We start from the raw sequence: 25,319 nt of genomic DNA on the forward strand, positions 1-25,319 counted from the left end.
GATGTGTATAAGAGACAGCCCCGGGGCCCGGCCCGGGTGGTCATCGTTCTTCGACGACCTGTCGCGCCGCCCGCGCCCGGAGCCGGAGACCGCCGGCGAGGCGGGCGACGGCGTCTGGGCCATTTACACGGTGGACGCCGACGGCGGCGCGCACGTCGAACAGGTCTACGCGACCGAGCTCGACGCGCTGCGGGCCAACAAGGAGAACGTCGACCCCAAGCGCAAAGTGCGATTCCTGCCCTATGGGATCGCGGTCAGCGTGCTCGACGGCGATTCGCCCGACGAGGAATCCGGCGAGCCGGCGTAACGCCCTCAGCCCTGCTGGACGACGTTCGAACTACCCGAGTTGCCGACCTTCGGCGTGCCCGAATGGTAGGTGACCTTGTTGCTGAAGCCGGAGGCTTCGATGCTGTCGACGGAGTCGACGGTGATCTCGTTCTGCACCCCCGACACGGTGAGGCTGGCGCAGTGCCCGGTGATCACCACCGTGTTCGACACCCCGCTCACGCTGACGGTGTTCTGGTTGCAGGCGATGGTCCGGGTCTCGCCGATTCCGGAGACGCTGATCCTTTCGCCCGGCGCCGGGGTCGGTGACGTCGACGCCGACGGCGACGGCGTGGTCGTCCTGGTCCGGGTGGTCGAAGGCGCGGGGCCGGTGGTGAAGGTCGACGGCGGACCGAACGTCCCGGAGATCGTCGGCGGGGAGCTGATGATCGATCGGACACCGGAAAGCTGGTGGGCGGCGAAGGCGGCGATGCCGCCCGCCAGCGCCAGCACGCCGATGGCGATGACCGTGCCCAGGATCCACCACATGCGGTTGCCCGACGGGCCCTGCGGGGGCGGGCCGCCGAACGGGCCGCCGTAGCCGCCGTAGTTCCAGGACGGCGGCGGTGGCGGCGGGGCCCCCGGCCCGGGCGAGTACGCCGGGGCCGCGGGCGCTGCGCTGCTAGCTTCGGATGCCCGCGCCGCGTCGGCGAGCGGGCGCTCGAGTTCCCGGATCCGATCCTCCGGGTCGTCGTTTGCTGCCATGGGTTGAATATGCCATTCGCATGGGTGATTTCGGCTGGTTCGGTATTTTCTGCTTCGTGTCCTTGCCGAACCGTCAGGTCTTGTTGCGTCGCCGCCCCACCGGGCTTGTCCAGCCGGGTGACACGGAGCTGGTCACCGTGCCGGCGCCCGAACCCGCGGAGGGGGAGGCGCTGCTGCGCACCACCTATGTCGGAATCGACGCGGCCGCCCGCACCTGGCTCGACGACCAGCCCGGCTACCTGCCGCCGGTGCAGCTGGGCGAGGTCATCCGCGCGGCCGGCATCGGCGAGGTGGTCGCGTCGCGCTGCGACGCCTACGCCGTCGGCGACGTCGTCACCACGCTGACCGGATTTTCGGAATACGCGATCATCCGCGACGACCTGTTCAGCACGCCCATCCCGGGCGAGGACGACCAGCTGGCGATCATGTCGGTGTACGGGCCGACCGGCGCCACCGCCTATTTCGGAATGACCGACATCGGCCGGCCCAAGGCCGGCGAGACCGTCGTGGTGTCCGCGGCCGCCGGCGCCACCGGATCGGTGGCGGGGCAGATCGCCAAGATCGCCGGCGCCCGGGTGGTGGGCATCGCGGGCGGGCCGGAAAAGTGTCGGGCGGTGGTCGAGGACTTCGGTTTCGACGCGTGCATCGACTACAAGAACGAGGACGTCGCGGCCGCGCTCAAGCAGCACTGCCCGCGGCGCGTGGACGTCTACTTCGACAACGTCGGCGGGCCCATCCTCAACGCGGTGCTGGGCCGCCTGGCCCAGCACGCCCGGGTCGTCCTGTGCGGGGTGATCTCCAGTTACCTGACCGGCGAGCATCCCGGCCCGGCCAACTACGTGAACCTGCTGTCGAAGACCGCGTTGATGCAGGGGTTCAACTCCCTCGACGAATGGGGCCGCTTCGACGAGGCCTTCGCCGCCCTGCGCAAGTGGGAGGCCGAGGGCCGCCTGCGGCACCGGGAGACCATCTTTGACGGGATCGAGTCGTGCGTCGACGCCCTGAACGGTTTGTTCACCGGGGTCAACATCGGCAAGACGCTGGTCAAGCTCAGCGAACCGGCTTCGGGCTGACCCGCGCCGTCGTCAGCGTGCGAAAAGTCGCCGCCACGGCCCGGGTGTGGCATGCGTGGCACCCCGGCGCGTGGTTTCATAACACCGTTTGCAAAAGTTGCTCAGGGGTATCGCGCTAGGTCGGAGCCGGCTTTCACGATTGGTGGGTTGTAGATGGATCGTCGCAGCATGATGTTGATGTCGGGGCTCGGCTTGTTCGGGGCTGCGATGCGGTTGCCGGGTGCCTGGGCCACCCCGCCGGCACCGCAGGCGCCGACGGCCGGCGGCGGGCCGTACATCTTCGCCGACGAGTTCGACGGCCCCGCGGGCTCGGCGCCCGACCCGGGCAAATGGACCATCCAGACCTGGCAGGACGACGTCTTCCCACCGGTCGACGGGATCTACCGCGACGACCGCCAGAACGTGTTCGTCGACGGGCACTCCAACCTGGTCCTGTGCGCCACCCATGACGTGCTGAGCAACACCTATTACAGCGGCAAGCTGCGCGGGAACTTCCGCAGCATGATCAACCAGACCTGGGAGGCGCGGATCAAGCTCGACTGCCTCTACCCCGGCCTGTGGCCGTCGTTCTGGGGGGTCAACGAGGACCCGCTGCCCGACGGGGAGGTGGACGTCTTCGAGTGGTACGGCAACGGGTCGTGGCCCCCGGGCACTACGGTCCACGCCGCGTCCAACGGCAAGACCTGGGAGGGCAAATCCATTCCCGGGTTGGTCGACGGTGCCTGGCACACCTGGCGAATGCATTGGGGCGAAGAGGGATTCGAGTTCTCGCGGGACGGGGCCGAGTACTTCAAGGTGCCCAACAAGCCCATCCACGTGGCCGGCGGCGCCCCCGACGACTTCCGGTGGCCGTTCAACAAGCCCGGCTACTGGATGACGCCGATGTTCACCCTCGCCGTGGGCGGGGTCGGCGCCGGCGATCCGGCGGCGGGGACGTTCCCGGCCTCGATGCTGGTCGACTACGTCCGCATCTGGTGACTAGCGCTGCGCCTTGAACACCTGCACCAGGTTGAACTGCCAGCGCTCGACGAGCCGGAAACCCAGGTCGTGTGGGACCGCGAAGGACGGCGTCGCGCCGTAGACCGGTCCGGGCGGGATGGCCGGGCCCTGCTCGTGGGCCGGCTGTGACGGGTCGGCCTGGGTGATGATCCACACGACGCCGCAGTGGCTCAACGGCGTCGCGACGACCTCGGGAATGAGGTTGGTGTCGAAGACGTCGTTGCGGTCGGTGGCCCGCTGCCACAGGGTGAGGTCGACCAGCTTGCGGTAGGCGTCCGGGCGCGCCGCCATGAGCGGGCGCATCGGGGCGGGCATGAATGTCACCGTGTCGTTCACCAGCAGGCAATCGCCCGGGGCCGCCTTCGCGGTGATCAGGTCGGCAACCTGGCTGTAATCCATCCCGTACTTGGCGTACGGATTACGCTGCGCAAGAACATAATTGGGCGCGGCGGCGACGCCGAACAGGGCGACCAGGGCCGCCGTCAGCCAGGGCCGGGCGGTCACCGCGGCCGCGCAGACGCCCAGGATCAGCGCCATGCCGGGTGCCGTGAAGGACAGGTAGCGCGGGGTGTAGATCGGGTGCACCAGCGCCGAGTAGATCACGATGGCGGCAGTCGGCAGCGCGAGCCAGGCGGCCGCCAGGGTCAGCAGCTGCCGGTCGGCCCGCGCCAAGGGCGCCCTGACCGACCACACGGCGATGGCCGCCGCGATCACGAGCGCCGACAGCACGGCGAACGGGGGGCTGCGCTCGAAATACTGTTGCACCACCACGTCTTCGAGCGTCCGGCGACCGATCGGGGCGATCCAGCTGATCTGGTGCGCCTGCCCGGCGACCGTGAGCAGGAACGGCGCCATGGCGCCGACCGCGGCGGCCGCGGTGACGCCGAATCGCAACACAACCCTTCGCGCGCAACCGGATACGACGACCAAGTGCACCGCCACCAGCAACGCGAGGTACACCTCCAGCGTGATCGACGCCGCCAGGGCGAGGCCGTAGGCCACCCATAGCCAACCCGTGTCGCGGCGCGCGGCGCACACCAACAACACCGTCAGCCACACCGCGGCCATCATGGACAGCGCGTAGGGGCGGGCCTCGATGCCCGCCCAGGTGGCCCGGGGCAAGACGGCGCAGAAGACACCGGAGGCCACCGCGACGGTGCGCGTCGAGAACTGCTTGCCCAGCACCACGATTCCGGCGGCCGCGCCCCCGACGGCCAGCCCACTGGGCACGCGCGAGAAGAACTCCGTCGGTCCGAACACCTGAAACCAGGCGTGCATCAGCAGGTAGTACAGGCCGTGCACGGCGTCGACGTTGCCCAGCATCCGCCACAGCTGGGCAAGCGAACGACTGTATGCGGCCGAAATGGTGGCGGCCTCGTCGTACCAGAAGGAGGGGCGGCCCGCGCCACCCAGGCTCACCGCGACCGCGAGCAGGCCGACGAGCAGCGGGTCCAGCGCGGCCGGCGGGCGGCGAAGCGGGTTCCGCACGTCGCTATGGTGCCAGAAGCGTGCCCCCGGCCCGTCGGGCCCTAGCGCCGGGTCAGTTCAGCAGCCAGACGTGCCAGAAGCCGTCGGAGCCCTGGCGGCAGTCCCAGTGGGTGTAGAGGTGGTCGTTATGGGTGATCTCGACGTTCGGGGCGTCGGCCTCGCAACCGGCCAGACTCGAGTAGTTGCCCTCGACCTCGACCTGGTCGGCGGCGGCCACGCCCACCCCGGCGGTGAGCAGCCCGGCCAGCGCGAATAGGCCAGCGGCGCAAGCGATCTTCATGTGGACCTCCCCTTGATGGTTGAGCCGACTATATCGATCGGCGAGGGCGTGGGATCGAAAACAGGGAACTCGACGAACCGGCACTGTTCGAACGTATGATCGATCGATGGGGCAGTTCGCGTCCATCGGGTACAACGGCCAGCCGGTCCGCAGCCCGTTTCGGGTGGTGCGCCCGCCGATCGCGGTGCTGGTGGACCTGACGGTCCTGTTCCCGCGCGAGCCGCACCGCTCCGGCCGGTACCAGCCCAACGGACTGCAACTGCACAAGGTGGTCGAGGGCCTGCTGAGCTGCTGGGGCCTGTGCGAGCAGGGCGACTGGTGGGGGCTGGTGACCTACCCGATCGCGTATGGTTCCGAGCGCAAAACCGTGACGCACTGGGTGCCCGCCTGGACGCTGCGCCGGAGACGCTGAAAGCCGTTCCGGCGGCGGCGCTTACGCCGGAGCCGTGCGGGCGCGCCAAGCCGATGCGATGATTGCTGCCCGTGGACGCAAGTTGGGGCTCGGTATTGACCAAGCTGGTCGCGCTGGCGGCGGTCATCGCGCTGTCGCCGATCACGGTCATCCCGGCGGTGCTCGTCTTGCACTCCCCGCGACCGCGGCCGACCGGCCTGGCCTTCCTCGCCGGGTGGGTGCTGGGTCTGGTCGCCCTGACCGCCGCGTTCGTCGGCGGCTCGGGCCTGCTGGAAGGCCTGCACAAGGCGCCGCCGACGTGGGCGTCGTGGCTGCGCGTGGTGCTCGGGTCGGCGCTGATCGCGTTGGGCGGATACCACTGGCTGACCCGGCATCGGCACGCAGCCATGCCGCGCTGGATGCGCTCGTTCTCGACGCTGACCCCGGCGCGCGCGGGGGTGACCGGGGCGGTGCTGGTGGTGCTGCGGCCCGAGGTGCTGATCCTGTGCGCGGCGGCCGGGTTGGCCGTCGGCAGCAGCGGCCTGGGCGCGGCCCGCCAGCTGGTGGCCGCCACGGTGTTTCTCGTGATCGCCGCGTCGACGGTCGCCATCCCGATCCTGGCGTACGCCGGCGCGGGCGACCGCCTCGACGATGCGCTGGAACGCCTCAAAGTCTGGATGGAGGAAAACCACGCCACGCTGCTGGCGGTCATCCTGGTTTTGATCGGTTTGATGGTGCTCTACAACGGGATTCACGCCCTGTAGATTGCTGCCCATGGCAGGCAGCTGGGGCACCGTGCTCACCGGGCTCGTTCCGCTCGGACTGGTCATCTCGCTCTCGCCGCTCACGGTCATCCCGGCCGTGCTCGTGCTGCAGGCGCCGCGGCCGCGGCCGACGGGCCTCGCCTTCCTCGCCGGCTGGGCGCTGACCCTTGCCGCGCTGACGGCGCTCTCGGTCACCGCCTCCCACCTGCTCGGCGGCCTCGACAAGTCGCCGCCGCGATGGTCGTCGTGGCTGCGTGTGGTGCTGGGTTCGGGGCTGATCGTGTACGGCATCTACAAGTGGCTGAACCGGCACGGCCACGCCGAGTCCCCGGCCTGGATGCGCTCGTTCGCCACCATCACCCCGGCCCGGGCCGGGATCATGGGGGCCGTCCTGGCGGTGGTGCGGCCGGACGTGCTGCTGATCTGCGTTCCGGCCGGGCTGGGCATCGGCACCGCCGGACTCGGCCTCGCCGGTGACTGGCTGGCCGCCGCCTTCTTCGTCGCGATCGCGGCGTCAAGCGTGGCGATCCCGATCCTGGCCTATGCGGCCGCCGGCAGCCGCCTCGACGACACGCTGGCCAGGCTCAAGGACTGGATGGACCGCAACAACGCCGCCCTGCTGGCGGCGGTCCTGGTGCTGATCGGTGCGATGGTGCTCTATCACGGGATCGACGCGCTGTAGCCGCCGTCGGCCAGGCCGGCGTCCGCCTCGAGCCGGTTGACCGCACCGAAGGCGTATTCGCGGATGAGCTCCCAGCCGTAATCGCGCAGCATGCCCGCGTAGCCCTTCGCCGCCCACTGCCGGCAGTGCCGCTCCTCGTGGTGCAGCACCCGATCCAGGTCGTGCCAGGCGCGCCCGGACTCGATGATCCGGCGCAGCCGCTCGGCCGGGTCGGTGACGGCGCCCATGTTGACCATGAAGATGTCGCCCCAGGTGGTGCCGCCCCGCCGGCAGAATTGCCGCTGGATCCAGTTGCCGCCCAGACCCATCAGGATGCCGTTCGGCGTCGTGACCAGACGCCCGCCGTTGCGGTCGACGAAGCCGACGTCGCGCGCGTAGCTCCAGTGGTTCGCGTTCTGCCGCCGCATGATTCGAGTGATCTCGGCGGCGCCGTAGGGCGTCGGGGGGAAATCGGTGCGCCGCCCGCCCCCGCCGCCGTAGCCGGTGCCGGCGTTCAGGACGTAGGTGCCCAGCACCGCCGCGCGGGCGTCGCCGCCACTGACGCCGCGGGGCAGCAGAAAGAACGACTTGCCGTCCGGGTCGCGGATCTCGACGGTCTTCGCGAGCGGACGGAAGCTGTCCGCGGTGACGGCGTGCCGCCGGGTGATCTCGGCGAGGACGTCCGGGGCCACGCCCCGCCGCGCGGCGTTTTCCCGCCATCTCTGGTAGTAGCCCGGTGCGTCCATGTCCGCCAACCAATTTAGGGTGTAGCGAATGAACAGGCGGCCCTGGCAACGCGCGCGCGGCATCAACCAGATCACCCGGGGGCTGGGCACCCTGGACCGGGAGATCTTCGAGGCGATCGCCGAGACCGACACCCCGCTGCTGGATGCGGTCATGCCGCCGCTGACCCGGGCGGCCGACAACTCCAAGCTGTGGTTCGCCATCGCCGCCGCCCTGATGGCTTCGGGCAACAAGAGCGCGCAGCGCGGCGCAACGCGCGGCGTCGTGACGCTGGCGCTCACCAGCCTGGTCACCAACCAGGTCGCCAAACGCATCCGGCGCCGCCCGCGGCCCGGGTACGAGCTGGTGCCGCTGGTCCGGCAGGTCCGTCGCCGGCCGACGTCCAACTCCTTCCCGTCGGGGCATTCGGCCAGCGCGGCCGCGTTCGCCGTCGGCGTCGGTCTGGAGAACCCGATGGTGGGATTCGGGCTGGCGCTGCTGGCCGGGCTGGTCGGACTGTCGCGGGTGGCCACCGGCGCGCACTACCCGGGCGACGTCGTCGCCGGGTTCGGCATTGGGGCGGGCGTGGCGGTACTGGGCGGCCGCCTGGTCCCGCCGATCGTCGAAACGGCCCTGCCCAAGACGGAACCGCTGCGGGTCGAGACGCCCGAGCGGCCCGACGGGTCCGGGGTGGTGCTTGTCATCAACCCCGAATCCGGCAGCGGCACCGGCGCCCGTGTCGTCGACGAGGTGCGCAAGGCGCTGCCGAAGGTCGACATCCGGGAGCTGGGCCCCGACGACGAGCCGGCCGACGTCCTGCGTGAGGCCGCCGAGCGCGCCGAGGTGCTGGCCGTCGGCGGCGGCGACGGCACCGTGGCGGCCGCCGCCGGCGTCGCCATCGAGACCGGGCTGCCGCTGGCCGTGTTCCCCGCCGGAACGTTCAACCACTTCGCCAAGGACATCGGCTGCGACACCGTGGCCAAGACGGTCGACGCGATCCGGCGCGGCAGCGTGGCGTGCGTGGACCTGGTGTGCCTCAACGAAAGTCAGATGGTCCTCAACACGGCCAGCATCGGCGCCTACCCGGCCTTCGTCCGGCAGCGCGAGAAACTTCAGAAGCGCATCGGCAAGCCGCTGGCCGGTCTGTACGCGATGCTGCACACCTTGCGCAACGACCAGCCCGTCCGGATCTCGTATGACAACAAGACGCTGCTGACGTCGCTGTTCTTCCTCGGCAACTCGCTGTATCTGCCCACCGGGTTCGCCCCGTCGCGACGGACCCGGATGGACGACGGCCTGATCGACGTCCGGATGCTCGAAGCGGGACGCCGCCTGTCGCGCACCAGGATCCTGACCGCGCTCGCATTGGGTCGGCTGGAGAGAAGCCCGCTCTATCACGAGCTGCAGGTGCCGGAATTCGCGTTCTCCGCCGTGGACGGGCCGACGGTCATCGCGTATGACGGTGAGGTCGGCGACGAATACGAGAAGGCCAGCTTCACCGCCAAATACCGTGTCCTGCCGGTCTTTCGGCCCTGCGACTAGGCGCCCTCGGTGAGGTCGCGCAGTCGGGCATAGCGCGCGAGCACGTCGGGCGTGGGGGCGGCGGTGTATTCGTCGGTCCGCGGCGGCGTCCAGGCGGGCGGTGTCGGTGACCCGCTGAGCGCCCACGCCGCCTGCCGCGCCGCGCCCAACGCGACGTACTGCGCCGGGGCCGGCGCCAGCACGGGCACGCCGAACACCGCCGGGGCGATCTCGCGCAGGGCCCGCGACCCCGCGCCGCCGCCGATGAGTAGGACGCGGCGGGGGGTGACGCCGTGCGCGGCCAGGTGGGCCAGGCCGTCGGCCAGCGCGCACAGCAACCCCTCCACCGCGGCGCGGGCCAGGTTGGCCGGCGTCGCGTTGGCGACCCGCAGGCCGTGCAGGGCACCGGAGGCGTTGGGGCGGTTGGGGGTTCGCTCACCCTCCAGATAGGGCACCAGCACCAGCCCCGCGCTGCCCGGCGGCGCGGACAGCGCGAGCTCCGACAGCTCATCGTGGTCGACGCGCAGCATGGCGGCGGCCGCGTCCAGCACCCGCGCCCCGTTGAGGGTGCACACCAGCGGCAGGTAACGCCCGGTGCCGTCGGCGAATCCGGCGACGAAGCCGGCGTCGTCGCGGACCGGGTCGGCGCTGACGGCGGCGACCACCCCCGAGGTGCCGACCGAGACCACCACGTCGCCCTGGTCGGCGCCCAGGCCCAGCACCGCTGCGGCGTTGTCCCCGAGACCGGCCCCGAATAATGTTGTGCCGCTCTGTGTTCCGGCTGACGGGTCCAGCACGGTCGGCAGTCGTGGCCGGCGACCGCGCAGGGCCAGCTCGAGGAGGTCGACCCGATAGTCGCCGCGGGCGGCGTCGTAGTAGCCGGTGCCGCTGGCGTCGCTGCGGTCGGTGGTCAGGGCCGCGATGTCGGCGTCACCGCGCAGCCGCCACGTCAGCCAGTCGTGCGGGAGGCAGACGCCCGCCGTGCGGTCGGCGTGCCCCGGCTCGTGGTCGGCGAGCCAACGCAGCTTGGCCACCGTGATCGCGGCCAGCGGCACGACGCCGACGGCCCGCGCCCACGCCCCCGGCCCGCCCAGCTCGTCGACGAGCGCGCGCGCCGCGTCGGCCGACCGCACGTCGTTCCACAGCAGCGCGGGCCGAACCACCTGGCCGGCCGCGTCCAGGCACACCATGCCGTGTTGCTGCGCGCCGACCGCGACCGCCTCGACGCCCTCCAGCCCGCCGGCAGCCGCGATCGCCTGTTGGGTCGCGGATTCCCATGCCGCCGGGTCGATTTCGGTGCCCTGCGGGTAGTCGGCCCGGCCCTCGCGGAGCACTTCGCCGGTCGCGCCGTCGCAGATCAGCACCTTGCAGGACTGTGTCGACGAATCGATGCCGGCGACCAGGGTCATGCGTCGGCCCCGATGAGCGCCCGCAATGTGGCGCGCGCGCCGTGCCGGTGCAGGGAATCCAGCGCCCACAGGTAGGGCTCGCGGAAGCGGGGCTGGTCGACGAGGTCACCGAACACCGCGCGGTTGGCGAGGAAGGCGGTGGGCTGGTCACGCTGGGACCGGGCGATCGGGGTGAGCGTGTCGGCGAGCGCGTCCACCACGTCGATCGGTCGGCCGCCTTCGTCGACGCCCTCGGCGTAGCGGGCCCAGCTGGCGACGATGGCCGCGGACAGCCGCACCGGCCCGCCGTCACGCAGGTTGTCGGCGACCACCGGCAGCAGCCACTTGGGGATGCGGTTGGACGAGTCGGCGCACAGCCTGGCGACGGTGTCGCGCACGTAGGCGTTGGCGAAGCGGGGGAGGAGCCCGTCCTTGAACTCGGTCAGCCCCGGGACCCGCACCAGGGTCGGCATCGCCTCGGATTCCAGATACCGGCTTAAGAATCCGGCGATCACCGGATCCTGTGCGGCTTCGTGGACCAGTCGATATCCGGCCAGGTAGGCGAAGTAGCACAGGCCCTGGTGGCTGGCGTTGAGCAGCCGCAGCTTCATCGCCTCGTACGGCGACACGTCGTCGACCAGTTGGACGCCGGCTTGCTCCAGCGGGGGCCGGCCGTCGGCGAAGCGGTCCTGCAGCACCCACATGGCGAACGGCTCGGCGACCACGGGCCACGCGTCGCGGACACCGAATTCGGCGTCCAGCCGCGCGATGGCCTCGGCGGGGGTGACCGGCGTGATGCGATCGACCATCGAATTCGGGAAGGCGGTGTGTTCGGCCATCCATTGCGCCAGTTCGGGATTGAGCTGCTCGGCGTGGGACGTGAATGCGCGGCGGGCCACTTCCCCGTTTTCCACGATGTTGTCGCACGACACGATCGTGGGGGAGGGCAGCCCGCGTTCCCGCCGCCGGTTCAGCCCCTCGGCCACCAGCGGGAAGACGTCGCTCAGCGGGGGTTGGTAGCCGCCCTCGGTGATGGTGAGCGAGACGATCCGGGTGGCAGGCGCCGCGAGCCGCTCGATGACGGCCTCGGGATCCTCAGGCGCGTAAAGGAAGTCGACGATCGAGCCGATGACCCGCGGCTGCCGGGTCCCGTCGGGGTGCTCGAGGATCAGCGTGTACAGGTAGTCCTGGGCCCTGAGCGCGTCGCGCATGCGGCGGTCACCCGGCAGCACCCCGACGCCGCAGATCCCCCAGTCCCGGGCCAGCCCGTCGTTGTGCAGCCTGTCGAGGTACATGGCCTGATGGGAGCGGTGAAAGCCGCCGACGCCGAAATGCACGATGCCGACGCCGATCTGGCTGCGGTCGTAGGTCGGGACGGGGATGCCGAGAGCGCTCAGGTTGCGCGCGCTCAGCTCCATTCCCGGAACTTAGCTCACCGTCAAGCGTTGGGGCACAGATCGCGCAAGGCGAAGATCACCACGTCCGCGGCCTGCCGGCCGTTGATGCCGCCCGTGCCCTGGTCGGCGTCCGAGCGCTGGATCGCCAGGCCCTCCAGCTGTTGGGGTGAGGCGCCCCACGAAAGTTGTTGGCACAGGTCCGCGCCCATCTGCAACAGCGCCTCGTCGCCGCCGTTGACCGCGTGGATGCCGGCGCTGTGCAGGTCGTTGATGAAGGCAGCGCCGTCGGCCCGCGCCGGGCCGGCCCACGCGATCGCCGCGGCCAGAAGTGGGCCCCCTACCAGGGCCGCCCCCATGAACCGGCCATACGGCCGTTGTGCTGCCATCGAAATCTTCTCCTTCGTCCCGTGCCCGATTCGGATGATGCACTTTTACACGAAAGCGCCAAGGAACACGCTGTGGAAGATAAATCCCGATGATGAATAGTCGGCAAAGACCCGTGGGTTAAGCGTTCGGGCAGAGGTCGCGCACGGCGTCGATCACGACGTCGTCGGCCTCTTGGGGGGTGAGGCCCCTGGCCCCCTGCCGGCTGTCGGAGCGTTGCAGCGCCAGGCCCTCGAGTTGGGATGGCGGCGCGCCCCACGACAGCTGCTGGCACACGGCCAAGCCCATCTGCACCAGCGCCTCGTCCCCGCCGCTGACCGCGCCGATCCCGTTCTTGTGCAGGTCATTGACGAATGTGGTCGCGTCGGCCTGCGCCGGGCTGGCCCAGAGCACCCCGGCGACCAGGAGCGGGCCTCCCACCAGCGCCGCGTTCACGAATCGGCGTGCAGTCATGGCTTGCGCTCCCTTCTTCGTAACCGTCCGATTGCCTGCGGTTCACCTTCCATGGAACCGCCGGGAGATATCGCGTCAGCCTAAAATTCGCTGTGAATACGCTGCGCGAAATTGAATTCATCTGGTCCGCAGTCGCCGCCGACCGTGACGCCCTTGTGACGTCACCATTTGGAAACGACGCGGTGCGGCGCCTCCGGCGTTTCGCGTCGACTGCCGACAATTGGCTCGTTATCTGCTGCATCAGATATGTGAGCGCGAATTAAAAGGAGAGTCGACGCTGATGGCGATCGTCGATCGGTTGAACGTGAAAGTACTTGCCAGCCTTGGGTTGTGCGGGGCCGCGCTTGCGTTGAGCCCGGATGCGGCGGCCGCGCCCCTGAAGACGGGCGGCTACGCCTGCATCGAGGGCCAGGCCGGCGAGGCCGGTGCGCCGCTGGCCGGACCGGGAGGTGCCGGTGCCGGTGCCGCGGGCGGAGCGGCGGCCGCGGGCGCGCCGACGGCGCCGATCTGCGCGGCGAGCGCGCCGCTCACCGACATGGCGGGTGTCCCCCTGGCGGTGCCCGGGCCGGTGCCGCTGGGTGCGCCGGTGCCGCTGCCGCTGGGCGCGCCGCTGCCGTTGCCCCTGGGCGCGCCGTTGCCCATCGCCCCGGTGGTGCCGGCGGGCGCTCCGCTGGTTGCCCTCGGTGGGCCACTGGCGGCCGGTGCCCCCCTCGAAGGCGCCCCGCTCATCGACATGTCGGGCGTCAAGGACGCACCGACCGGTCCCGCGCCGTCGGGCGGACCCCAGCCCGGTCAGCCGGTGGCGCCCGGCCCCTCGCACTGAGCCCTCCGATACGAAAGGACCCGCTGGCTTCGGCCAGCGGGTCCTTTCGTATGCGGTTCGGTGTTGCGGCTTTCGAGCGTCGGCCCGCTCAGGAAGGTGGGCGCTCCCACAGGTCCTGCTGGACGATCACCGGGTCGCCGACGTTGACCGTGTTGTAGTACCACTCGGCGTCTTCGGGGCTCAGGCTGATGCAGCCGTGGCTGACGTTCTCCAGCCCGAGGGAGCGGACCGCCCACGGGGCGGAGTGCACGAACAGGCCGCGGTTGGTGATCCGGACGGCGTAGTCGACGTTGAGCATGTAACCGTTGGGGTCGTCGACCGGGATGCCGACGCTGCTCGAATCCATAAGCACCGAACGGTCTTTGGCCAACACAGTGTAGTTGCCGACGGGCGTCGGGAACTCCGGCCTACCCATCGAAGCCGGCATCACGCCCTCTTCGCCGAAGTGCGGCCGATGGTGCGGGGCCGGCAGCGGAGCCGCGTCTACTCCGTCGATGGTCACCTTGAAGGTGTGGTCGGTGATGTTGGCGACGCCGACGACCTTTGGGCCCGTTTTGAATTCCGTCTCCCGGCCGTCCACCGCCAGCGCGATGGTGCTGTGCGCCGGCCAGTAGTGGTCCGGAACCCACTGCACCACCTTGTTGTCCAGCCAGTCAAACTTGCCGGTCATCGGGGGCGACGACGTGACCGCGATCGCGCGCTCGGCGGCCTGCCGGTTCGCGACGGGCGCGTCGAACGTCACCACAACCGGGTGCGCCACACCCACCGTCGCGCCGCGAGTCGGAAGCACCGACGCGATGGCCAAGTGATGCGGCTGGGTCGCCGCCGCCATGCTGGCACCGGTTGGTCCCGCGACCACACTCGCCGCTACCCCGACCCCCGCAAGAACACACCGAACGACCGTCCGCATGGCTTCCGTTTCCTTTTAACTGACATAGTTGCAATAGGGATCGTAAACGGGCGATGACCAGCGGAAGCGCAAGGGCGCGTTCGCATTTGGTCAAGCCTCGGTCACGGTTTGGCCACGGGGGTTTAGCCCGGCAATATGCAGGTGGGCGGGGGTTCGATGGCCCCGAGAGGGGAGGATGTTGAGACCTCAGGAATACGACGTGGTCCGCTTGCGCCGGGCGGTGCCGGAGCACGACCTGCCGGCCGGTTCACGAGGGACCGTCGTCATGGACTACACGACCGGTTCAGAAGGTGCCCGGCGCGCCTACGAAGTGGAGTTTTGCGACGGCGACGGCATTACCCGAGCCTTGGTCACCCTCGCCGAAGATGACCTGGAAGTGGTGTGGCGGCCGGCTAAGGGTGGCTAGCAGTTCGTGTGTCGGCGGGCGAGGCCACGGACCGCGGTTTCAGCACGAGGCTCGCCAGGACCGCGACGGCGCCGATGCCGACGCAAACCCACAACGCGGACTGGTAACCCGCTTGGGTGCCGGCTCCGACAACCGTTCCCGCCCAAGCGAACCCGAGTGACCCGCCGATGCCGTAGGAGGCGTTGGCGATCCCCGGCAGCGACCCCGGCTCGTCCGGGGGAGCTTGAAGGACGCCGAGCGCGCTCATCGGGGTGAGCGCGACCGCCAACGCCACGCCGAACACCGCCATGAGGGCGACGACCACCATCTTGTCGAGCGTGAACACCGCAAGCGCGGCGGTGACGGCCACGGAACCGACCAGGCCCGTGCGCAACACCGTCACGAAGCCGATCTGGGCGGCGAGCCGCCCGACCAAAGGGGCGGTGAGAAGTTGGGCCAGCGCGCCGGGAGTGATGAACAGCAGGGCCGTGAGCTGCCCGCTGGCGGCGAAGCCGACGCGGTCGTTCTCGGCGAGGGACGGCACGATGTAGCTGAGCACCACCATGAATGACCCGAAGACGAGAATGGTCACGACGATCAACGGCCACGCGTATCGCGACCGCATCTGGTCGATGTGGATCAACGGTGTCGCGACTCGTTTCTCGACCACCACGAGCCCGACGCAGGCGGCGACGGCCGCGGCAAGGCAGCCGAGCATGAGCGGCGCGGACCAGCCCAAGTGTTCGCCGTTGGACACATACAGATTCAGCCCGGCGACCGTCAGCGCGATCAGGACGGCGCCCGCCCAGTCCATTCGGCCCGTGTTCTTGCGGCCGCGTTCGTCTGCGGGGACGGCCAGCCGGCACAGCGCGACGGCGGCGATGCCGACCACCAACGTCAGGACGAAGATGGAGCGATAGCCGAAGCGGTCGACCAGGACACCGGCGAGCAGCGCGTCGACCCCGGCCACCCCCGCGTTGATCGCCGAGATGACACCGCAGCAGACGCCGAAGGCTTTATCGCTCAGGTGTTCTCGCATGATGAGGAAGGCGAGGCCGTACGTGATGTTCGCGCATCCCTGCAACACCCGGCCCGCGACCACCACCGGTAGTGAGGTGCCCAGGATGCACAACAACGTGCCGATGCAGACGAGGGTGAGGATGCCGACCAGGACACGCCTGCGGCCGATGAAGTCGCTCCATCGGATCAAGACCACGTTGGCGATCGCGCCGGCGAGATAGAAGTAGGCGGACATGGACGCGTATGCGTGGGGACCGAGATGGGTGTTGATGTCCCGGATCGCGGGGCCGAGCATGGTCGCGTTGAGCATGAACGACATCACCGCCAACGCCAACGCGGCCACCATGACGGCGGTTCGCGAGGACGAAAGCTCCTTGCCGCCGTCGCCGTCAGCAGTTGTCACCGCCGGGCTTTCACCGACCATCGTCGGCCCCCCTTCGCTCGCCATGCCCCTAGTCGACACATCGGTTAATTGTGTTGTCCCGCAGCCATCGTGGAATCCGGCGCGGGCGTCTTGACGCGGGCGACGCTCAGCACGGCCAGGCCCGCCGGCAGCAGCAGTGCGGCGCTGACCGCGAGGATGACTTGGATGCCGTGACCCGTGCTGACGCCGTGGTGCTGCAACATCTCCAGCGCGCTGCTGGACACCGCAACGCCCACGCCCGCGAGAGTGACCAGGGACGTCAGCGTGACGCCCGCGGCTTCGCCGGCCCGCTCGGGCGCGACGACGGCCTGAGTCGCCACCGTGGTGAACGCGTAGACCAGGCCCATGGTGAAACCGCACGCGCTGAGCGCGGCGAGATACACCGCGAAGCTGTCAGCGGACGCCAGGACGCCGAGTGACACCGCCGCCCCGGTGCAACCGATGCCCATGACGGCGAAGGGCGCGTTGCGCGACGCCAGGCGTCCGGACACCGGACCACCGAGCGCCGCGCCGACCGATGGGCCGAGGAAAGCCAAGCCGGCCATCAGCGGGTCGAGGCCTCGCACCTGTTGGAGGTTCAGCGTGGCGAGAAAGACGGTCACCACGTACGCGATGTTGGCGACCGTACCGGCGACGACCAAGACCGTGAAGCGGGGCTTGCGCAGCAGCGACAGGTCGATCAGGGGGAAGCGCACGCGCGTCTCGACCGCGACGAACCCGACCAACAAGGCAACGGAGCCAAGGAATACGCCGATCACTGGCGGCGACAACCACCCCCAGTTCGGCGCTCGGTCGAAGGCGAGGGTGAACAGCCCTATCCCAGTCGTGATCAGCGCCAGGCCGGCCAGATCCACCCGTCGCGGCACGCTGGTGTCGGAGGTCTCCGGGATGGTTCTCGCGCCGATGGCGATCGAGATCGCCGACAGCGGCACCAGCATCCAGAACACCGAGCGCCACCCGAGCGTCTGGGTCAGCAACCCGCCCACCAGGGGGCCGGCGGCGTTTCCCAGGCCGGCGATGCCATACGCCAGTCCGATTGCGCGACCAGACCTTTCGGCGGGCAACGTATTGGTCAGGACGCTCACGGACACCGGAAAGATCAGAGCGGCGCCGAGGCCTTGCACGGCCCGGAACGCGATAACCACCGGCGCCGATGGCGCGACCGCGCAGAACACCGACGCGATTGCGAACAACCCGATCCCGGCGAGCAGCGTGCGGCGGCGTCCGAAGATATCGCCGATGCGGCCGGCGGGCGCCATGAACGCGCCCAGGGTCAGCATGTAGACGCTGATGACCCACTGCAGATCGGTCGTGGTGCTGTGCAGGTCCGACGCCATGCGGGGCAACGCGAGGTTCATTGCGAAGTAATCGATCTGCACGCAGAACAGTGCCATCGAGATCGCCGCGATGATCCAGCGCGGGTGCCGCCCGTGCGCGCGGAGATTCACGGGCTTGACGATACGGGCGGTGACTCCTGTCTATCCCACAATTCGGCGGACTGCCGGGTCGCCGCGAGGCCGTGTCGCTCGGCGCGGTCACAGCGCACACATAGCATCGGCGACGCCTCGACAAACTCCGTAATATCGCGTTATGAGGCTCGTCGCGAGCGTGCCGTCCGTTGTCATCGTCGCCGGCGCGATGGCGCTTGGGCCGGCGGCCGCGCCCCTCCCCATCTCGTCGGTGCCCCTGGCGTCGGCGGCGTGCCCCGACGCGGAGGTGGTCTTCGCCCGCGGCCGGGAGGAACCACCCGGCGTCGGCGCGGTCGGCGACGCGCTCGTCAATTCGCTGCGCGCCAAGACGAATAAGTCGATCGGGGTGTACGGGGTGAACTATCCCGCCAACATCACCACCGGCGGCGGCGCCAACGACATCAGCGCCCACGTGCAATCCATGGCCAGGGATTGCCCCAACACCCGGATCGTGCTCGGCGGCTATTCGCTGGGCGCCGAGGTGGTGGACCGCGCGCTGTGGGGCGGGCTGCCACCGGGGACCGACCAGCACGTCGCGGCGGTCGCGTTGTTCGGCAACGGCACCCACGGCGTCGGACCGGCGTTCGCGGGCAAGACAATCGACCAGTGCGCGGCCGGTGACCCCATCTGTGGCAGGGGAACGAACTGGCCGGCGCACCTGCAACCCTCCTACATCGGCTCCGGTCTGGTGGATCAGGCCGCGGGCTTCGTGGCGGGCAGGCTGTAGACCCCGGCTAGGGTCACCTGTGTGCGCAGGACCATCGACTGGGACGGCGACGCGGTCACGATCATCGACCAGACGGCGCTGCCGGCCGACTATCGCGTCCTGACGCTGCGCACCGTCGACGAGCTGATCGACGCGATCCGCCGACTGGCCGTGCGCGGGGCGCCGGCGCTGGGCGCCGCGGGCGCCCTCGGCGTGGTGCTCGCGGCCCGCGAGGGCGGCGACGTGCGCGCCTCGGCCGAACGGATCGCGAAGGCGCGGCCGACCGCCGTCAACCTCAGCTGGGGGGTGGCGCGCGCGCTCGAGAAGCTCGACGCCGGCGCCGAACCCGTGCTCGCCGAAGCGCTGGAGATTCTCGACGAGGACGAACGCCTCAACCGCGTCGCCTCGGCACATGCCGCCGAAGTCGTTCTCGCCGTGTGTGATCGCCGTCCGCTGCGCCTGCTCAGCCACTGCAACGCCGGCCACCTCGCGACCGTCGCGTGGGGCAGCGCGCTCGGCGTCGTCTGGCACCTGCACGAACGCGGACTGGTCGAGTCGGTGCTCGTCGACGAGACGCGGCCGCTGTTGCAGGGCGCCCGGCTCACGGCGTGGGAGCTGGCGCGGGCGGGCGTGCCATACCGGGTGCAGACCGACGGCGCCGCGGCGGCGGCGATGGGGCGGGGCCTCGTCGACTGCGTGCTCGTCGGCGCGGACCGGATCGCGGCCAACGGGGACGTCGCCAACAAGATCGGCACCTACGGCCTGGCCATCGCGGCGCGCCATCACGACGTGCCGTTCGTCGTCGTCGCGCCGTCGTCCACGGTCGACAGTTCGCTCGCCACCGGCGCCGACATCGTCATCGAGGAACGCGCGCCCGACGAGGTCCGGACGTTCGGCGGCGCCGTCGTAACGCCGCCGGACGCCGACGTTTACAACCCCGCGTTCGACGTGACCCCGGCCGAACTGATCACCGCCGTCGTCACCGAGCACGGGCGTTACGCGCCGTAACCCCTCACGTCGTCGACAGCGGTTGGCGTTCGACGCTGCGCCCGAGGACCACCTTCGCCGTGATGACGCCCAACTTGACCATGCCCAAGTACGTCGACGGGTTGAACAGCGTCGGCCACACCGTGCGGGTTCTGTGCTCGTTGATCGGCCGGTCCGTGAATCGGTCGCGCAGCCACCTCAGCGTCATGGGCGCCGACAGTGGATGCAACAGCAGATGCCCACAGAACCGGTCGCGGTGGTAGGTGACCGACACGCCGTTGCGTTCATACTGAGCCACCAGTGCGTCGACATCGTCGACGCTGATGATTCCGTCGTGCACTGCCTGTACGACCAGCACCGGAGGCTTGGGCCCCGACTTGCCGAGCCTGGTCTCGTCGAAGATGTGGCGCACTTCGGGCAAGTCCCACAGCTCGTCGGCCGTCATGTCGACGTAGGACCCGATGTCGACGTTGCGAAACTGCCATACCGCCTGGGCAGTCGTCATCGTCTGCAACTCGTCGAGCAACGCCTTGCCCTCGTCGGTCGCGTGCTCATCGACGACCCTTTGCGCGCCGGGAAAGACTTGCGTCAATGCGGAAATCATCAGTGCGGCGAGACCGGCGAAGAAGCTGCCATTGAGGCGGCGCGCCACACTGCCCGGGTCGCCGACGGGCGAACCGAGAACGGCGCCAACGATATTGAGCTCCGGTGCATATCGCTCACATAATTCGGCCGCCCACGCCGACGCCAGTCCTCCCCCTGAATATCCCCACAGACCCACCGGGGCAGACGGCGACAATTCCAATCGCTCGCACCGCATAGCGGCACGCAACCCGTCCAGAATCCGGTAGCCGGGCTCGACGGGAGCGCCCCACATGCCATGGCAGCCTTCGTGGTCCGGTACGCAAACCGCCCAGCCTTCGGCCAGCGCGGCCGTCACCAACAAATACTCGGCTTGGACGAACGCACCGATCGGTCCCGCGCCGCGCCGCATGGCGAACGAGGGAAAACAGCGCGACGCCACAGCGTCGATCGCGCATTGATAGGAGAGCACCGGATAAGCGACGTCTGACTCGCGCTGCGCCGGGACCAGCACTGTCGTCACGGCGACTTCCGGTTCTTCGTGCAGATTCGTGGTGCGGTACAGCAACTGAGTGGCTTTCACTCGTTGACTGATGAGACCCAGGAATCCGATCTCCACGTCGCGCGAGCGCAACACCGTCCCCGGCTCTTCGTGCTCGTATCCCAGTGGCGCCCGGTAGAACGGGTCATCGTCGGGTGAGATCGGCCGTTCGCCGCGGCGCAGCGCGTCGTGCGGCGCGCTGCTGCTGACGCGCACTGGTGTGGCGGAAGAGCTGTCCATTGGCGTGGCGACTCCCTCGGCGTATCGCTGATGGCACGCATTCACGCGGCCCCGAGTTAGCCATTACCCGCGGTACCGGTTTGTCAACCACCGGCCATCCGAAATTCCCGCCGAATTACGGCGTGGGCTCGGTGCGCATCCAGTTTCCGAGAAACGCGCTGGCGCGGAACGACTCGCACCAGTCGGGCGGTTGCGGCCCCACCCACCGACGATCAGGCCTCCTCTGTACGGGAATGAGGGATCTTTGACGGTTGGCGACTGTAGAGGCGTACCAGCGCCATGATTCCCGTGAGAAGAATGGTGAATAACGCTGCCGATGCGCCTGACTCGTACACGTCGGCAATCTGGATGGTTTTGCCGCCGCGGACCGCAACGCCGTCCGGCGGGTGGGTCAGGGCGGCGAAGACCTGAGTGGCGGTGGAAAGCCAGAACAGGCACGGCAGCAGCCAATAGGGGCGGGTTCGGGTGGCGGGGCTCCCGGGGAATCGCGCCTCGACGAGCGCTACGAGCTGAAAGATCAGCCAGCCCGTCAGCAGCCAGCCGAGATAGTTGGTCAGCGGGACTCCCAGCGCGCCGGTCGGGTGGTGATAGGAGTACCAGTCGTGCGCCGTCGCACCGATGGGGTCGTTTACCAGGTCATAACCCCCAAGAATGAACGTCGCCACGATGGGCGTCGTAAAGCGTTCGGCGTTACCCACGGCCACATCGGGAGCGGGTCGCATGATCACCCGGGCCAGTGCCCAGGCCAGCCAGCCGAAAATGATCCAGCTGACGATGGCCACTGGGGGAACGCCCAGGGGCTTCGGACCGGGCAGGTGATGGGTGTAGGAGCCGAACGGGAAACCGGTCGCGACACCGATTGCCTCCATTGCGAACGCAACAACGCCGGCGATGGCGACGAATGCGGCCACGCCTCGTGCGAAGTAGCCCAGCCACGCATGGACGACGACAAACAGAACGAGAAAGCCCAATTGGGCGGCCCCGGCTTGCGCAGCCAGCGACGGACGCACCGCCATAACCAGCGCGGCGACCAGCGTGAGGAACAACAAGACCCAACACGATGCCCAGAGAATCTGCAACCGTGCCCCCGTTCGGCGAGACGATCGCGTCTGCGTAACGGCTGGCGCTCGCTGGGTGGTCTCTTCACTGGTCACCTTGCGCACCCTCCTAGCCGTGCTGTTCGGCGCCCGACGCACGCCGATTCTTGTTTGCTCACGCTATCGCCCGGAGTTGCGGATCTCAGCTATTCGGCGGCATGAGGCAGTGCCGATGCTCGCGGTATTTCAGTGACGAACTAAGGGAACCCGTTGGGGGACAACCGGCCTCGCTGGGGCGGGAACCGGGCTATATGCCCTGGTCAAAGTGGAGCCGATGACGGGAATCGAACCCGCGTATTCAGCTTGGGAAGTATTTTCTACGCCCGAACAGGTGAGCGAGAGCCGCTGGTAGGAGTGTCGTTTAGCAACTCCAAAACCTGTCGCTACCAGCGAACCAGTGGGTTCTGGCTACGTCTAGGGGTCGGGGCCGGTCCGTCTACAATTCGCCTACGTATAAGGGACCGTTAGGGGACCAACGGGCCGTGCCGCCTACGTGTGCGAAGCAATGCGGCGCGTCGTGTCGGATGTGCGCGATAGTGTCCGGTCAACTGAGGGGAGGAGTTGAAGCGTGGCGACAACGACGGCGGATAGCGACGTTGAGCGGCTGCTGAAGTACATCGATGAGCACATTCCAGAGATGTTCGGCGTACCGGGCCTTTGGCCGGGCAACGTCGAACTTGCGCTCATCGACGCGGTGCTCTCAATTCGAGCGCGTTACGGCACCTCATCGACTACCGGCGTTCGCGGGGCGGTGAAGCGATACGAGGTTGCGTCGGGACGGGACTCGTGGGACGACCTCAAGACCCTTGCGGAGGCTGATCCGACTTGGCTTCAAGAGGTGCTTGCTAACAAACAAAAGACCGGCGGCGTCACAAAGCCTGAAGTAATTCGCTCTGCGGCGGAGCGGTTGCTTTCGGTCGGAGCCCGCCACGCGGCTGACATCGATCGGAACTCAACGGACCAGCGTGGCGCCTATTGCGGCACCAAGGGACTAGGGCCGGTCACCTGGGCCTACTTCACGATGCTCCTTGGGCATGACGGCGTTAAGGCCGACACGCTGGTGACCCGCTTTGTCGAGCTTGCGATAGGGCGCAAAGTTGGATCAGAAGAGTGCGCACGATTGGTCACTGAAGCCGCCAACCGGCTGGATATGCCAGCTACCGCGCTCGACCATTCGATCTGGCGATACATGAGTGACCCTCGCAAAGATTAGGCAGCCGGGGCGGGGAGTCTGGCCGACAACCTCTCAACCCGCCCCGGCGACCGACTTGGGTGTGCCGCTTCGGGGCCTAGCGTGGCCGTAGCCGTGTGCGCGGGGCACCGGCAGCTCGGCGGCACTGGTGTGGGGGGCGGCCAGGGCGGGCACCGGGTCCGAAAACCCGCCCCGGCCACGACTCATGGGGCCACCTGCTCACCGGGGTGACCTCGCGCCTCGTCCAGCGGCCTGGGGTGCCACCTGGGCCGTCCCACGCGCTCCGCGTTCCGTGGCGGGTCAACACGCGGGCTGCGGGGCATGTAAACCCCACCCTCGCTGGGTGGCCGGCCATTGAGGTGCGGCGCAACCGGCCCTGGCCCCCATGAGAATTCGGTGCTCTGGTCGCCCACGTGGTCGCGGTGTAGCCGTAGCGGATCACAGGCGCCACCAGACCGCCCATAGCTCGGGGGCGGGTCAGGCTGTGGGTCTGGGTTGTGTACGTAATGGCCCATGGCTAGGTCGCAATCGTCGGCGCGGTGTAGGTGGCGTTGGTGGTGATCTGCGCGACGACCGCCGCGCCCCGGTGTCGGGTGCCCGTGCCGAAGCCCCGCACGAAGAACGAATCCACAAGCGGGTACGGCCCTTGGCCAGGAATGTGCCTGAGCCCCTGGTATGCCGCGTTCACGTGCTGGCGGAAGCCAACGGGGTTGGCGTCGCTGTTCGGCCCGCCCGTCGCGGCGACGATCGCGTACCCCTGCGGCAGGTAGTAGGACTGAATCACCAAGGCGTTCTTGTAGCTTCCCCACACGCGCAGGCCGTTGTATTCCGCGTTGGGGATGGGGCCGTGGATGGTCTCGTTGCTGATCCACGCGGGCATCAGCGCGCTTGGGATGAAGTCAAATTGCGGCGTCTGGCCGGGGCGAATCTCGATGCCCGCCTTCCACGCCGAAATCTGGCTTGTCTCAAAGTCCACCGGGTTGAGCAGCAGCACGAATTGTGTTGCGGGGTGGTAGCCGTAGCCGTGCTCAAACACGTGCTGAATCATGTTCTCCACGTCGGCGGGGTCGAGAACCGTTGAGGCCGTCGTCAAGTAGTGCGAGTGAGAGCCGTCGAACTTTTTGCCAAGGAATGGCGGAGGCACCATGCCGTCCGCATTCCACAAGCCGTAGCAGGTGTGCTGCCATTCGTTCAACACCGTTGCCGGATTGAGCAACCGGTTGAACACGGTGCCCGTGGTCAGCTTGTTGTCGGCCTCATACACGCGCTGTACGTGAGCGGTGACTTGCTCGGCGGTCGCTTCGCGCAGAAACTTCCAAGTGAACGAAGTCCGCAAGTCCCAGTCCTTGAAGTTGTAGCCGAGCTTCAGCACATCGCTCGGAGGCCGAATCGCTGCAGGGATGCCAAATTCCGTGGCCTCTTCAAAACTTGCAGACGTGATCGACTGTGCGATCGCGTCGGCAACGTTGACGGTCTGGAAGGACAAGATGTCGGTGATGCTTTTGCGTTCGGCGTTCCAGAGCGCGTTGACTTCCTGTACCTCCGCCCAGATTTGGTTGAGGTCAACGCCGTCAGCGGTCATGTTGACGAGCACGTCGCCACGCGTCGCAACACCCTTAGTGTCGCCGACGCCGGAACCGCCCCAAATATGCAAGCGACTGTTGGTCAGAGTGTCCTGTGTCATGTCGTTGGTCCTAAGCAGTTGTTAGTGCGTTAGGCGAGAGCCTACGCCGCGAAATGCGTTGCAGCCGTGCCTAACACACAACGATGGTGAACAGCGGCTAGCCGGGGCGGTGCCGGGATAACCGGAGTAAAGTCGAAGCGACACAGGGAGGTTCACGTCTAATGGCGAAAACACAACAAGCTCCGCCAAACGGAGTAGAGCTGTCGCGGTTGCTGACGGTACGCGGGCGGAAGGGCGCGCATGAGTGGCTTACAACCGTGCTCGGCGTACCGGTCACGCTGAACTTTGTTCGAACCGCCGCGACCAAGCGCCAGATACCCAGCCGCGAAGTCGGCGGGGCGCTGATGTTCTCAACACAAGACCTGTTCGATTGGGCAATGTCGCTTACTACTGATAGGACCGCGTGATGGACGACCAACGCCGCGCACAGCTTATTGCCAAGCATGGCATTGGCCAACCGTCAGACCCCAACAACGAAATCGCCTGTGCGGCATTGGCCGGCCAGGACTTGGTGGCCAAGATGTTCAACTGGGGCAGGCAGGACCCAAGTGCCGAACTGTTCGACCCCGCGCGCGGGGACACGCTACATAAGCTGGCGGCAACTACTCATAGGGAGCTGCGGCTGGCCATCAGACGGGGTGGCGACGTTGATGTGGTAGATCGCAACGGTAACACCATGGACCTCAACGACGACGACACCGCGACATT

At 68.5% G+C, this 25,319-nt stretch carries 28 protein-coding genes; 13 read left to right on the forward strand and 15 right to left on the reverse strand.

Annotation, left to right across the window (positions count from 1 at the left end; translation table 11 throughout):
- On the forward strand, positions 1-307 hold a 307-nt coding region (locus WU80_RS06305; RefSeq protein ID WP_055400575.1), incomplete at its 5' end, for a hypothetical protein.
- Positions 308-312: 5 nt separating this feature from the next.
- On the opposite strand, the gene WU80_RS06310 is transcribed toward WU80_RS06305, so the two are convergent.
- Entirely contained in the window at positions 313-1,029 is a 717-nt protein-coding gene (locus WU80_RS06310) for a DUF3060 domain-containing protein (protein ID WP_055400573.1), read from the reverse strand.
- Between the two features lie 20 nt (positions 1,030-1,049).
- Between WU80_RS06310 and WU80_RS06315 the strand changes: the two genes are divergently transcribed.
- Both WU80_RS06315 and WU80_RS06320 read left to right on the forward strand, forming a co-directional pair.
- The gene (locus WU80_RS06315; protein WP_055400571.1) at positions 1,050-2,102 is read left to right on the forward strand and encodes an NADP-dependent oxidoreductase; all 1,053 of its coding nucleotides are present in this window, start codon (positions 1,050-1,052) and stop codon (positions 2,100-2,102) included.
- 153 nt (positions 2,103-2,255) lie between these two features.
- Positions 2,256-3,080 carry a family 16 glycosylhydrolase gene (locus WU80_RS06320; RefSeq protein ID WP_055400569.1) on the forward strand — a complete coding sequence of 275 codons (825 nt, stop codon included), beginning with the start codon at positions 2,256-2,258 and terminating at the stop codon, positions 3,078-3,080.
- On the opposite strand, the gene WU80_RS06325 is transcribed toward WU80_RS06320, so the two are convergent.
- Both WU80_RS06325 and WU80_RS06330 read right to left on the reverse strand, forming a co-directional pair.
- Complete coding sequence (locus WU80_RS06325; RefSeq protein WP_055400567.1) at positions 3,081-4,589, reverse strand: glycosyltransferase family 39 protein; 1,509 nt, start codon at positions 4,587-4,589, stop codon at positions 3,081-3,083.
- 52 nt (positions 4,590-4,641) lie between these two features.
- Complete coding sequence (locus tag WU80_RS06330; protein WP_055400565.1) at positions 4,642-4,869, reverse strand: hypothetical protein; 228 nt, start codon at positions 4,867-4,869, stop codon at positions 4,642-4,644.
- Positions 4,870-4,975: 106 nt separating this feature from the next.
- On the opposite strand from WU80_RS06330, the gene WU80_RS06335 reads away from it, so the two are divergent.
- The 3 genes from WU80_RS06335 (at position 4,976) to WU80_RS06345 (ending at position 6,706) form a co-directional block, all read left to right on the forward strand.
- The gene (locus WU80_RS06335) at positions 4,976-5,281 is read left to right on the forward strand and encodes a hypothetical protein (protein WP_055400563.1); all 306 of its coding nucleotides are present in this window, start codon (positions 4,976-4,978) and stop codon (positions 5,279-5,281) included.
- Positions 5,282-5,352: 71 nt separating this feature from the next.
- A complete protein-coding gene (locus tag WU80_RS06340; RefSeq protein ID WP_055400561.1) occupies positions 5,353-6,024 on the forward strand; it encodes a GAP family protein in 672 nt (223 codons plus the stop codon).
- Positions 6,025-6,034: 10 nt separating this feature from the next.
- The gene (locus tag WU80_RS06345; protein WP_055400590.1) at positions 6,035-6,706 is read left to right on the forward strand and encodes a GAP family protein; all 672 of its coding nucleotides are present in this window, start codon (positions 6,035-6,037) and stop codon (positions 6,704-6,706) included.
- On the opposite strand, the gene WU80_RS06350 is transcribed toward WU80_RS06345, so the two are convergent.
- A complete protein-coding gene (locus tag WU80_RS06350; RefSeq protein ID WP_055400587.1) occupies positions 6,685-7,431 on the reverse strand; it encodes a hypothetical protein in 747 nt (248 codons plus the stop codon). The genes WU80_RS06345 and WU80_RS06350 overlap by 22 nt on opposite strands.
- Before the next feature lie 28 nt (positions 7,432-7,459).
- On the opposite strand from WU80_RS06350, the gene WU80_RS06355 reads away from it, so the two are divergent.
- Positions 7,460-8,950 (forward strand): bifunctional phosphatase PAP2/diacylglycerol kinase family protein, encoded by a 1,491-nt coding sequence (locus tag WU80_RS06355; protein ID WP_055400559.1) that lies wholly within the window; start codon positions 7,460-7,462, stop codon positions 8,948-8,950.
- Here the strand turns inward: WU80_RS06355 and WU80_RS06360 are convergent.
- From WU80_RS06360 to WU80_RS06375, 4 genes are all read right to left on the reverse strand, one after another.
- The gene (locus tag WU80_RS06360; RefSeq protein ID WP_055400557.1) at positions 8,947-10,338 is read right to left on the reverse strand and encodes an FGGY family carbohydrate kinase; all 1,392 of its coding nucleotides are present in this window, start codon (positions 10,336-10,338) and stop codon (positions 8,947-8,949) included. The genes WU80_RS06355 and WU80_RS06360 overlap by 4 nt on opposite strands.
- Positions 10,335-11,735 (reverse strand): mannitol dehydrogenase family protein, encoded by a 1,401-nt coding sequence (locus WU80_RS06365; protein WP_055400555.1) that lies wholly within the window; start codon positions 11,733-11,735, stop codon positions 10,335-10,337. Before WU80_RS06365 ends, WU80_RS06360 begins: the two co-directional genes overlap by 4 nt.
- Positions 11,736-11,755: 20 nt before the next feature.
- A complete protein-coding gene (locus tag WU80_RS06370; RefSeq protein ID WP_197281124.1) occupies positions 11,756-12,070 on the reverse strand; it encodes a DUF732 domain-containing protein in 315 nt (104 codons plus the stop codon).
- Positions 12,071-12,218: 148 nt separating this feature from the next.
- On the reverse strand, positions 12,219-12,551 hold the full coding sequence (locus tag WU80_RS06375; protein ID WP_055400551.1) for a DUF732 domain-containing protein: 333 nt from the start codon (positions 12,549-12,551) through the stop codon (positions 12,219-12,221).
- A 280-nt stretch (positions 12,552-12,831) separates the two neighbouring features.
- Here WU80_RS06375 and WU80_RS06380 point away from each other — a divergent pair, with 280 nt between their 5' ends.
- Positions 12,832-13,374 (forward strand): hypothetical protein, encoded by a 543-nt coding sequence (locus tag WU80_RS06380; RefSeq protein WP_055400549.1) that lies wholly within the window; start codon positions 12,832-12,834, stop codon positions 13,372-13,374.
- Positions 13,375-13,462: 88 nt separating this feature from the next.
- Here WU80_RS06380 and WU80_RS06385 read toward each other — a convergent pair whose 3' ends face one another.
- Positions 13,463-14,284, reverse strand: coding sequence for a L,D-transpeptidase (locus tag WU80_RS06385; protein ID WP_055400547.1), 822 nt, complete (start codon positions 14,282-14,284; stop codon positions 13,463-13,465).
- A gap of 175 nt (positions 14,285-14,459) precedes the next feature.
- On the opposite strand from WU80_RS06385, the gene WU80_RS06390 reads away from it, so the two are divergent.
- Entirely contained in the window at positions 14,460-14,690 is a 231-nt protein-coding gene (locus WU80_RS06390) for a DUF4926 domain-containing protein (RefSeq protein WP_055400545.1), read from the forward strand.
- Here the strand turns inward: WU80_RS06390 and WU80_RS06395 are convergent.
- Complete coding sequence (locus WU80_RS06395; RefSeq protein ID WP_231633759.1) at positions 14,677-16,137, reverse strand: MFS transporter; 1,461 nt, start codon at positions 16,135-16,137, stop codon at positions 14,677-14,679. The two genes, WU80_RS06390 and WU80_RS06395, sit on opposite strands and share 14 nt — an antisense overlap.
- 20 nt (positions 16,138-16,157) lie before the next feature.
- A complete protein-coding gene (locus tag WU80_RS06400; RefSeq protein WP_231633760.1) occupies positions 16,158-17,561 on the reverse strand; it encodes an MFS transporter in 1,404 nt (467 codons plus the stop codon).
- A 142-nt stretch (positions 17,562-17,703) separates the two neighbouring features.
- Here WU80_RS06400 and WU80_RS06405 point away from each other — a divergent pair, with 142 nt between their 5' ends.
- Together WU80_RS06405 and mtnA are read left to right on the forward strand one after the other, a co-directional pair.
- A complete protein-coding gene (locus tag WU80_RS06405) occupies positions 17,704-18,309 on the forward strand; it encodes a cutinase family protein (RefSeq protein ID WP_055400541.1) in 606 nt (201 codons plus the stop codon).
- A gap of 21 nt (positions 18,310-18,330) precedes the next feature.
- On the forward strand, positions 18,331-19,296 hold the full coding sequence (gene mtnA, locus WU80_RS06410; protein ID WP_055400539.1) for an S-methyl-5-thioribose-1-phosphate isomerase: 966 nt from the start codon (positions 18,331-18,333) through the stop codon (positions 19,294-19,296).
- 4 nt (positions 19,297-19,300) lie between these two features.
- On the opposite strand, the gene WU80_RS06415 is transcribed toward mtnA, so the two are convergent.
- Both WU80_RS06415 and WU80_RS06420 read right to left on the reverse strand, forming a co-directional pair.
- On the reverse strand, positions 19,301-20,638 hold the full coding sequence (locus WU80_RS06415) for a lipase family protein (protein ID WP_055400537.1): 1,338 nt from the start codon (positions 20,636-20,638) through the stop codon (positions 19,301-19,303).
- Between the two features lie 212 nt (positions 20,639-20,850).
- A complete protein-coding gene (locus tag WU80_RS06420; protein WP_055400535.1) occupies positions 20,851-21,687 on the reverse strand; it encodes a carotenoid biosynthesis protein in 837 nt (278 codons plus the stop codon).
- 616 nt (positions 21,688-22,303) lie between these two features.
- Here WU80_RS06420 and WU80_RS06425 point away from each other — a divergent pair.
- The gene (locus tag WU80_RS06425) at positions 22,304-22,948 is read left to right on the forward strand and encodes a hypothetical protein (protein ID WP_055400533.1); all 645 of its coding nucleotides are present in this window, start codon (positions 22,304-22,306) and stop codon (positions 22,946-22,948) included.
- Positions 22,949-22,981: 33 nt separating this feature from the next.
- Here WU80_RS06425 and WU80_RS26325 read toward each other — a convergent pair whose 3' ends face one another.
- Together WU80_RS26325 and WU80_RS06430 are read right to left on the reverse strand one after the other, a co-directional pair.
- On the reverse strand, positions 22,982-23,134 hold the full coding sequence (locus WU80_RS26325) for a hypothetical protein (RefSeq protein WP_156371779.1): 153 nt from the start codon (positions 23,132-23,134) through the stop codon (positions 22,982-22,984).
- A 310-nt stretch (positions 23,135-23,444) separates the two neighbouring features.
- Positions 23,445-24,611: a hypothetical protein gene (locus tag WU80_RS06430; RefSeq protein WP_055400531.1), complete on the reverse strand. Its 1,167-nt coding sequence runs from the start codon at positions 24,609-24,611 to the stop codon at positions 23,445-23,447.
- A gap of 161 nt (positions 24,612-24,772) precedes the next feature.
- Between WU80_RS06430 and WU80_RS25275 the strand changes: the two genes are divergently transcribed.
- Entirely contained in the window at positions 24,773-25,018 is a 246-nt protein-coding gene (locus WU80_RS25275) for a hypothetical protein (RefSeq protein WP_082459746.1), read from the forward strand.
- Positions 25,019-25,319 lie beyond the last annotated feature (301 nt).

Origin of the sequence: Mycobacterium sp. UM_11 (assembly GCF_001414075.1) — a bacterium.
GTDB lineage: Bacteria > Actinomycetota > Actinomycetes > Mycobacteriales > Mycobacteriaceae > Mycobacterium.

Coding starts and splice junctions, on each gene's coding strand:
- WU80_RS06310 (WP_055400573.1), bottom strand. CDS start 1,029: ATGGCAGCAAACGACGACCCGGAGGATCGGATCCGGGAACTCGAGCGC.
- WU80_RS06315 (WP_055400571.1), top strand. CDS start 1,050: ATGGGTGATTTCGGCTGGTTCGGTATTTTCTGCTTCGTGTCCTTGCCG.
- WU80_RS06320 (WP_055400569.1), top strand. CDS start 2,256: ATGGATCGTCGCAGCATGATGTTGATGTCGGGGCTCGGCTTGTTCGGG.
- WU80_RS06330 (WP_055400565.1), bottom strand. CDS start 4,869: ATGAAGATCGCTTGCGCCGCTGGCCTATTCGCGCTGGCCGGGCTGCTC.
- WU80_RS06335 (WP_055400563.1), top strand. CDS start 4,976: ATGGGGCAGTTCGCGTCCATCGGGTACAACGGCCAGCCGGTCCGCAGC.
- WU80_RS06345 (WP_055400590.1), top strand. CDS start 6,035: ATGGCAGGCAGCTGGGGCACCGTGCTCACCGGGCTCGTTCCGCTCGGA.
- WU80_RS06350 (WP_055400587.1), bottom strand. CDS start 7,431: ATGGACGCACCGGGCTACTACCAGAGATGGCGGGAAAACGCCGCGCGG.
- WU80_RS06355 (WP_055400559.1), top strand. CDS start 7,460: ATGAACAGGCGGCCCTGGCAACGCGCGCGCGGCATCAACCAGATCACC.
- WU80_RS06360 (WP_055400557.1), bottom strand. CDS start 10,338: ATGACCCTGGTCGCCGGCATCGATTCGTCGACACAGTCCTGCAAGGTG.
- WU80_RS06365 (WP_055400555.1), bottom strand. CDS start 11,735: ATGGAGCTGAGCGCGCGCAACCTGAGCGCTCTCGGCATCCCCGTCCCG.
- WU80_RS06370 (WP_197281124.1), bottom strand. CDS start 12,070: ATGGGGGCGGCCCTGGTAGGGGGCCCACTTCTGGCCGCGGCGATCGCG.
- WU80_RS06375 (WP_055400551.1), bottom strand. CDS start 12,551: ATGACTGCACGCCGATTCGTGAACGCGGCGCTGGTGGGAGGCCCGCTC.
- WU80_RS06380 (WP_055400549.1), top strand. CDS start 12,832: ATGGCGATCGTCGATCGGTTGAACGTGAAAGTACTTGCCAGCCTTGGG.
- WU80_RS06385 (WP_055400547.1), bottom strand. CDS start 14,284: ATGCGGACGGTCGTTCGGTGTGTTCTTGCGGGGGTCGGGGTAGCGGCG.
- WU80_RS06390 (WP_055400545.1), top strand. CDS start 14,460: ATGTTGAGACCTCAGGAATACGACGTGGTCCGCTTGCGCCGGGCGGTG.
- WU80_RS06395 (WP_231633759.1), bottom strand. CDS start 16,137: ATGGCGAGCGAAGGGGGGCCGACGATGGTCGGTGAAAGCCCGGCGGTG.
- WU80_RS06405 (WP_055400541.1), top strand. CDS start 17,704: ATGAGGCTCGTCGCGAGCGTGCCGTCCGTTGTCATCGTCGCCGGCGCG.
- WU80_RS06415 (WP_055400537.1), bottom strand. CDS start 20,638: ATGGACAGCTCTTCCGCCACACCAGTGCGCGTCAGCAGCAGCGCGCCG.
- WU80_RS26325 (WP_156371779.1), bottom strand. CDS start 23,134: ATGAGTCGTGGCCGGGGCGGGTTTTCGGACCCGGTGCCCGCCCTGGCC.
- WU80_RS06430 (WP_055400531.1), bottom strand. CDS start 24,611: ATGACACAGGACACTCTGACCAACAGTCGCTTGCATATTTGGGGCGGT.
- WU80_RS25275 (WP_082459746.1), top strand. CDS start 24,773: ATGGCGAAAACACAACAAGCTCCGCCAAACGGAGTAGAGCTGTCGCGG.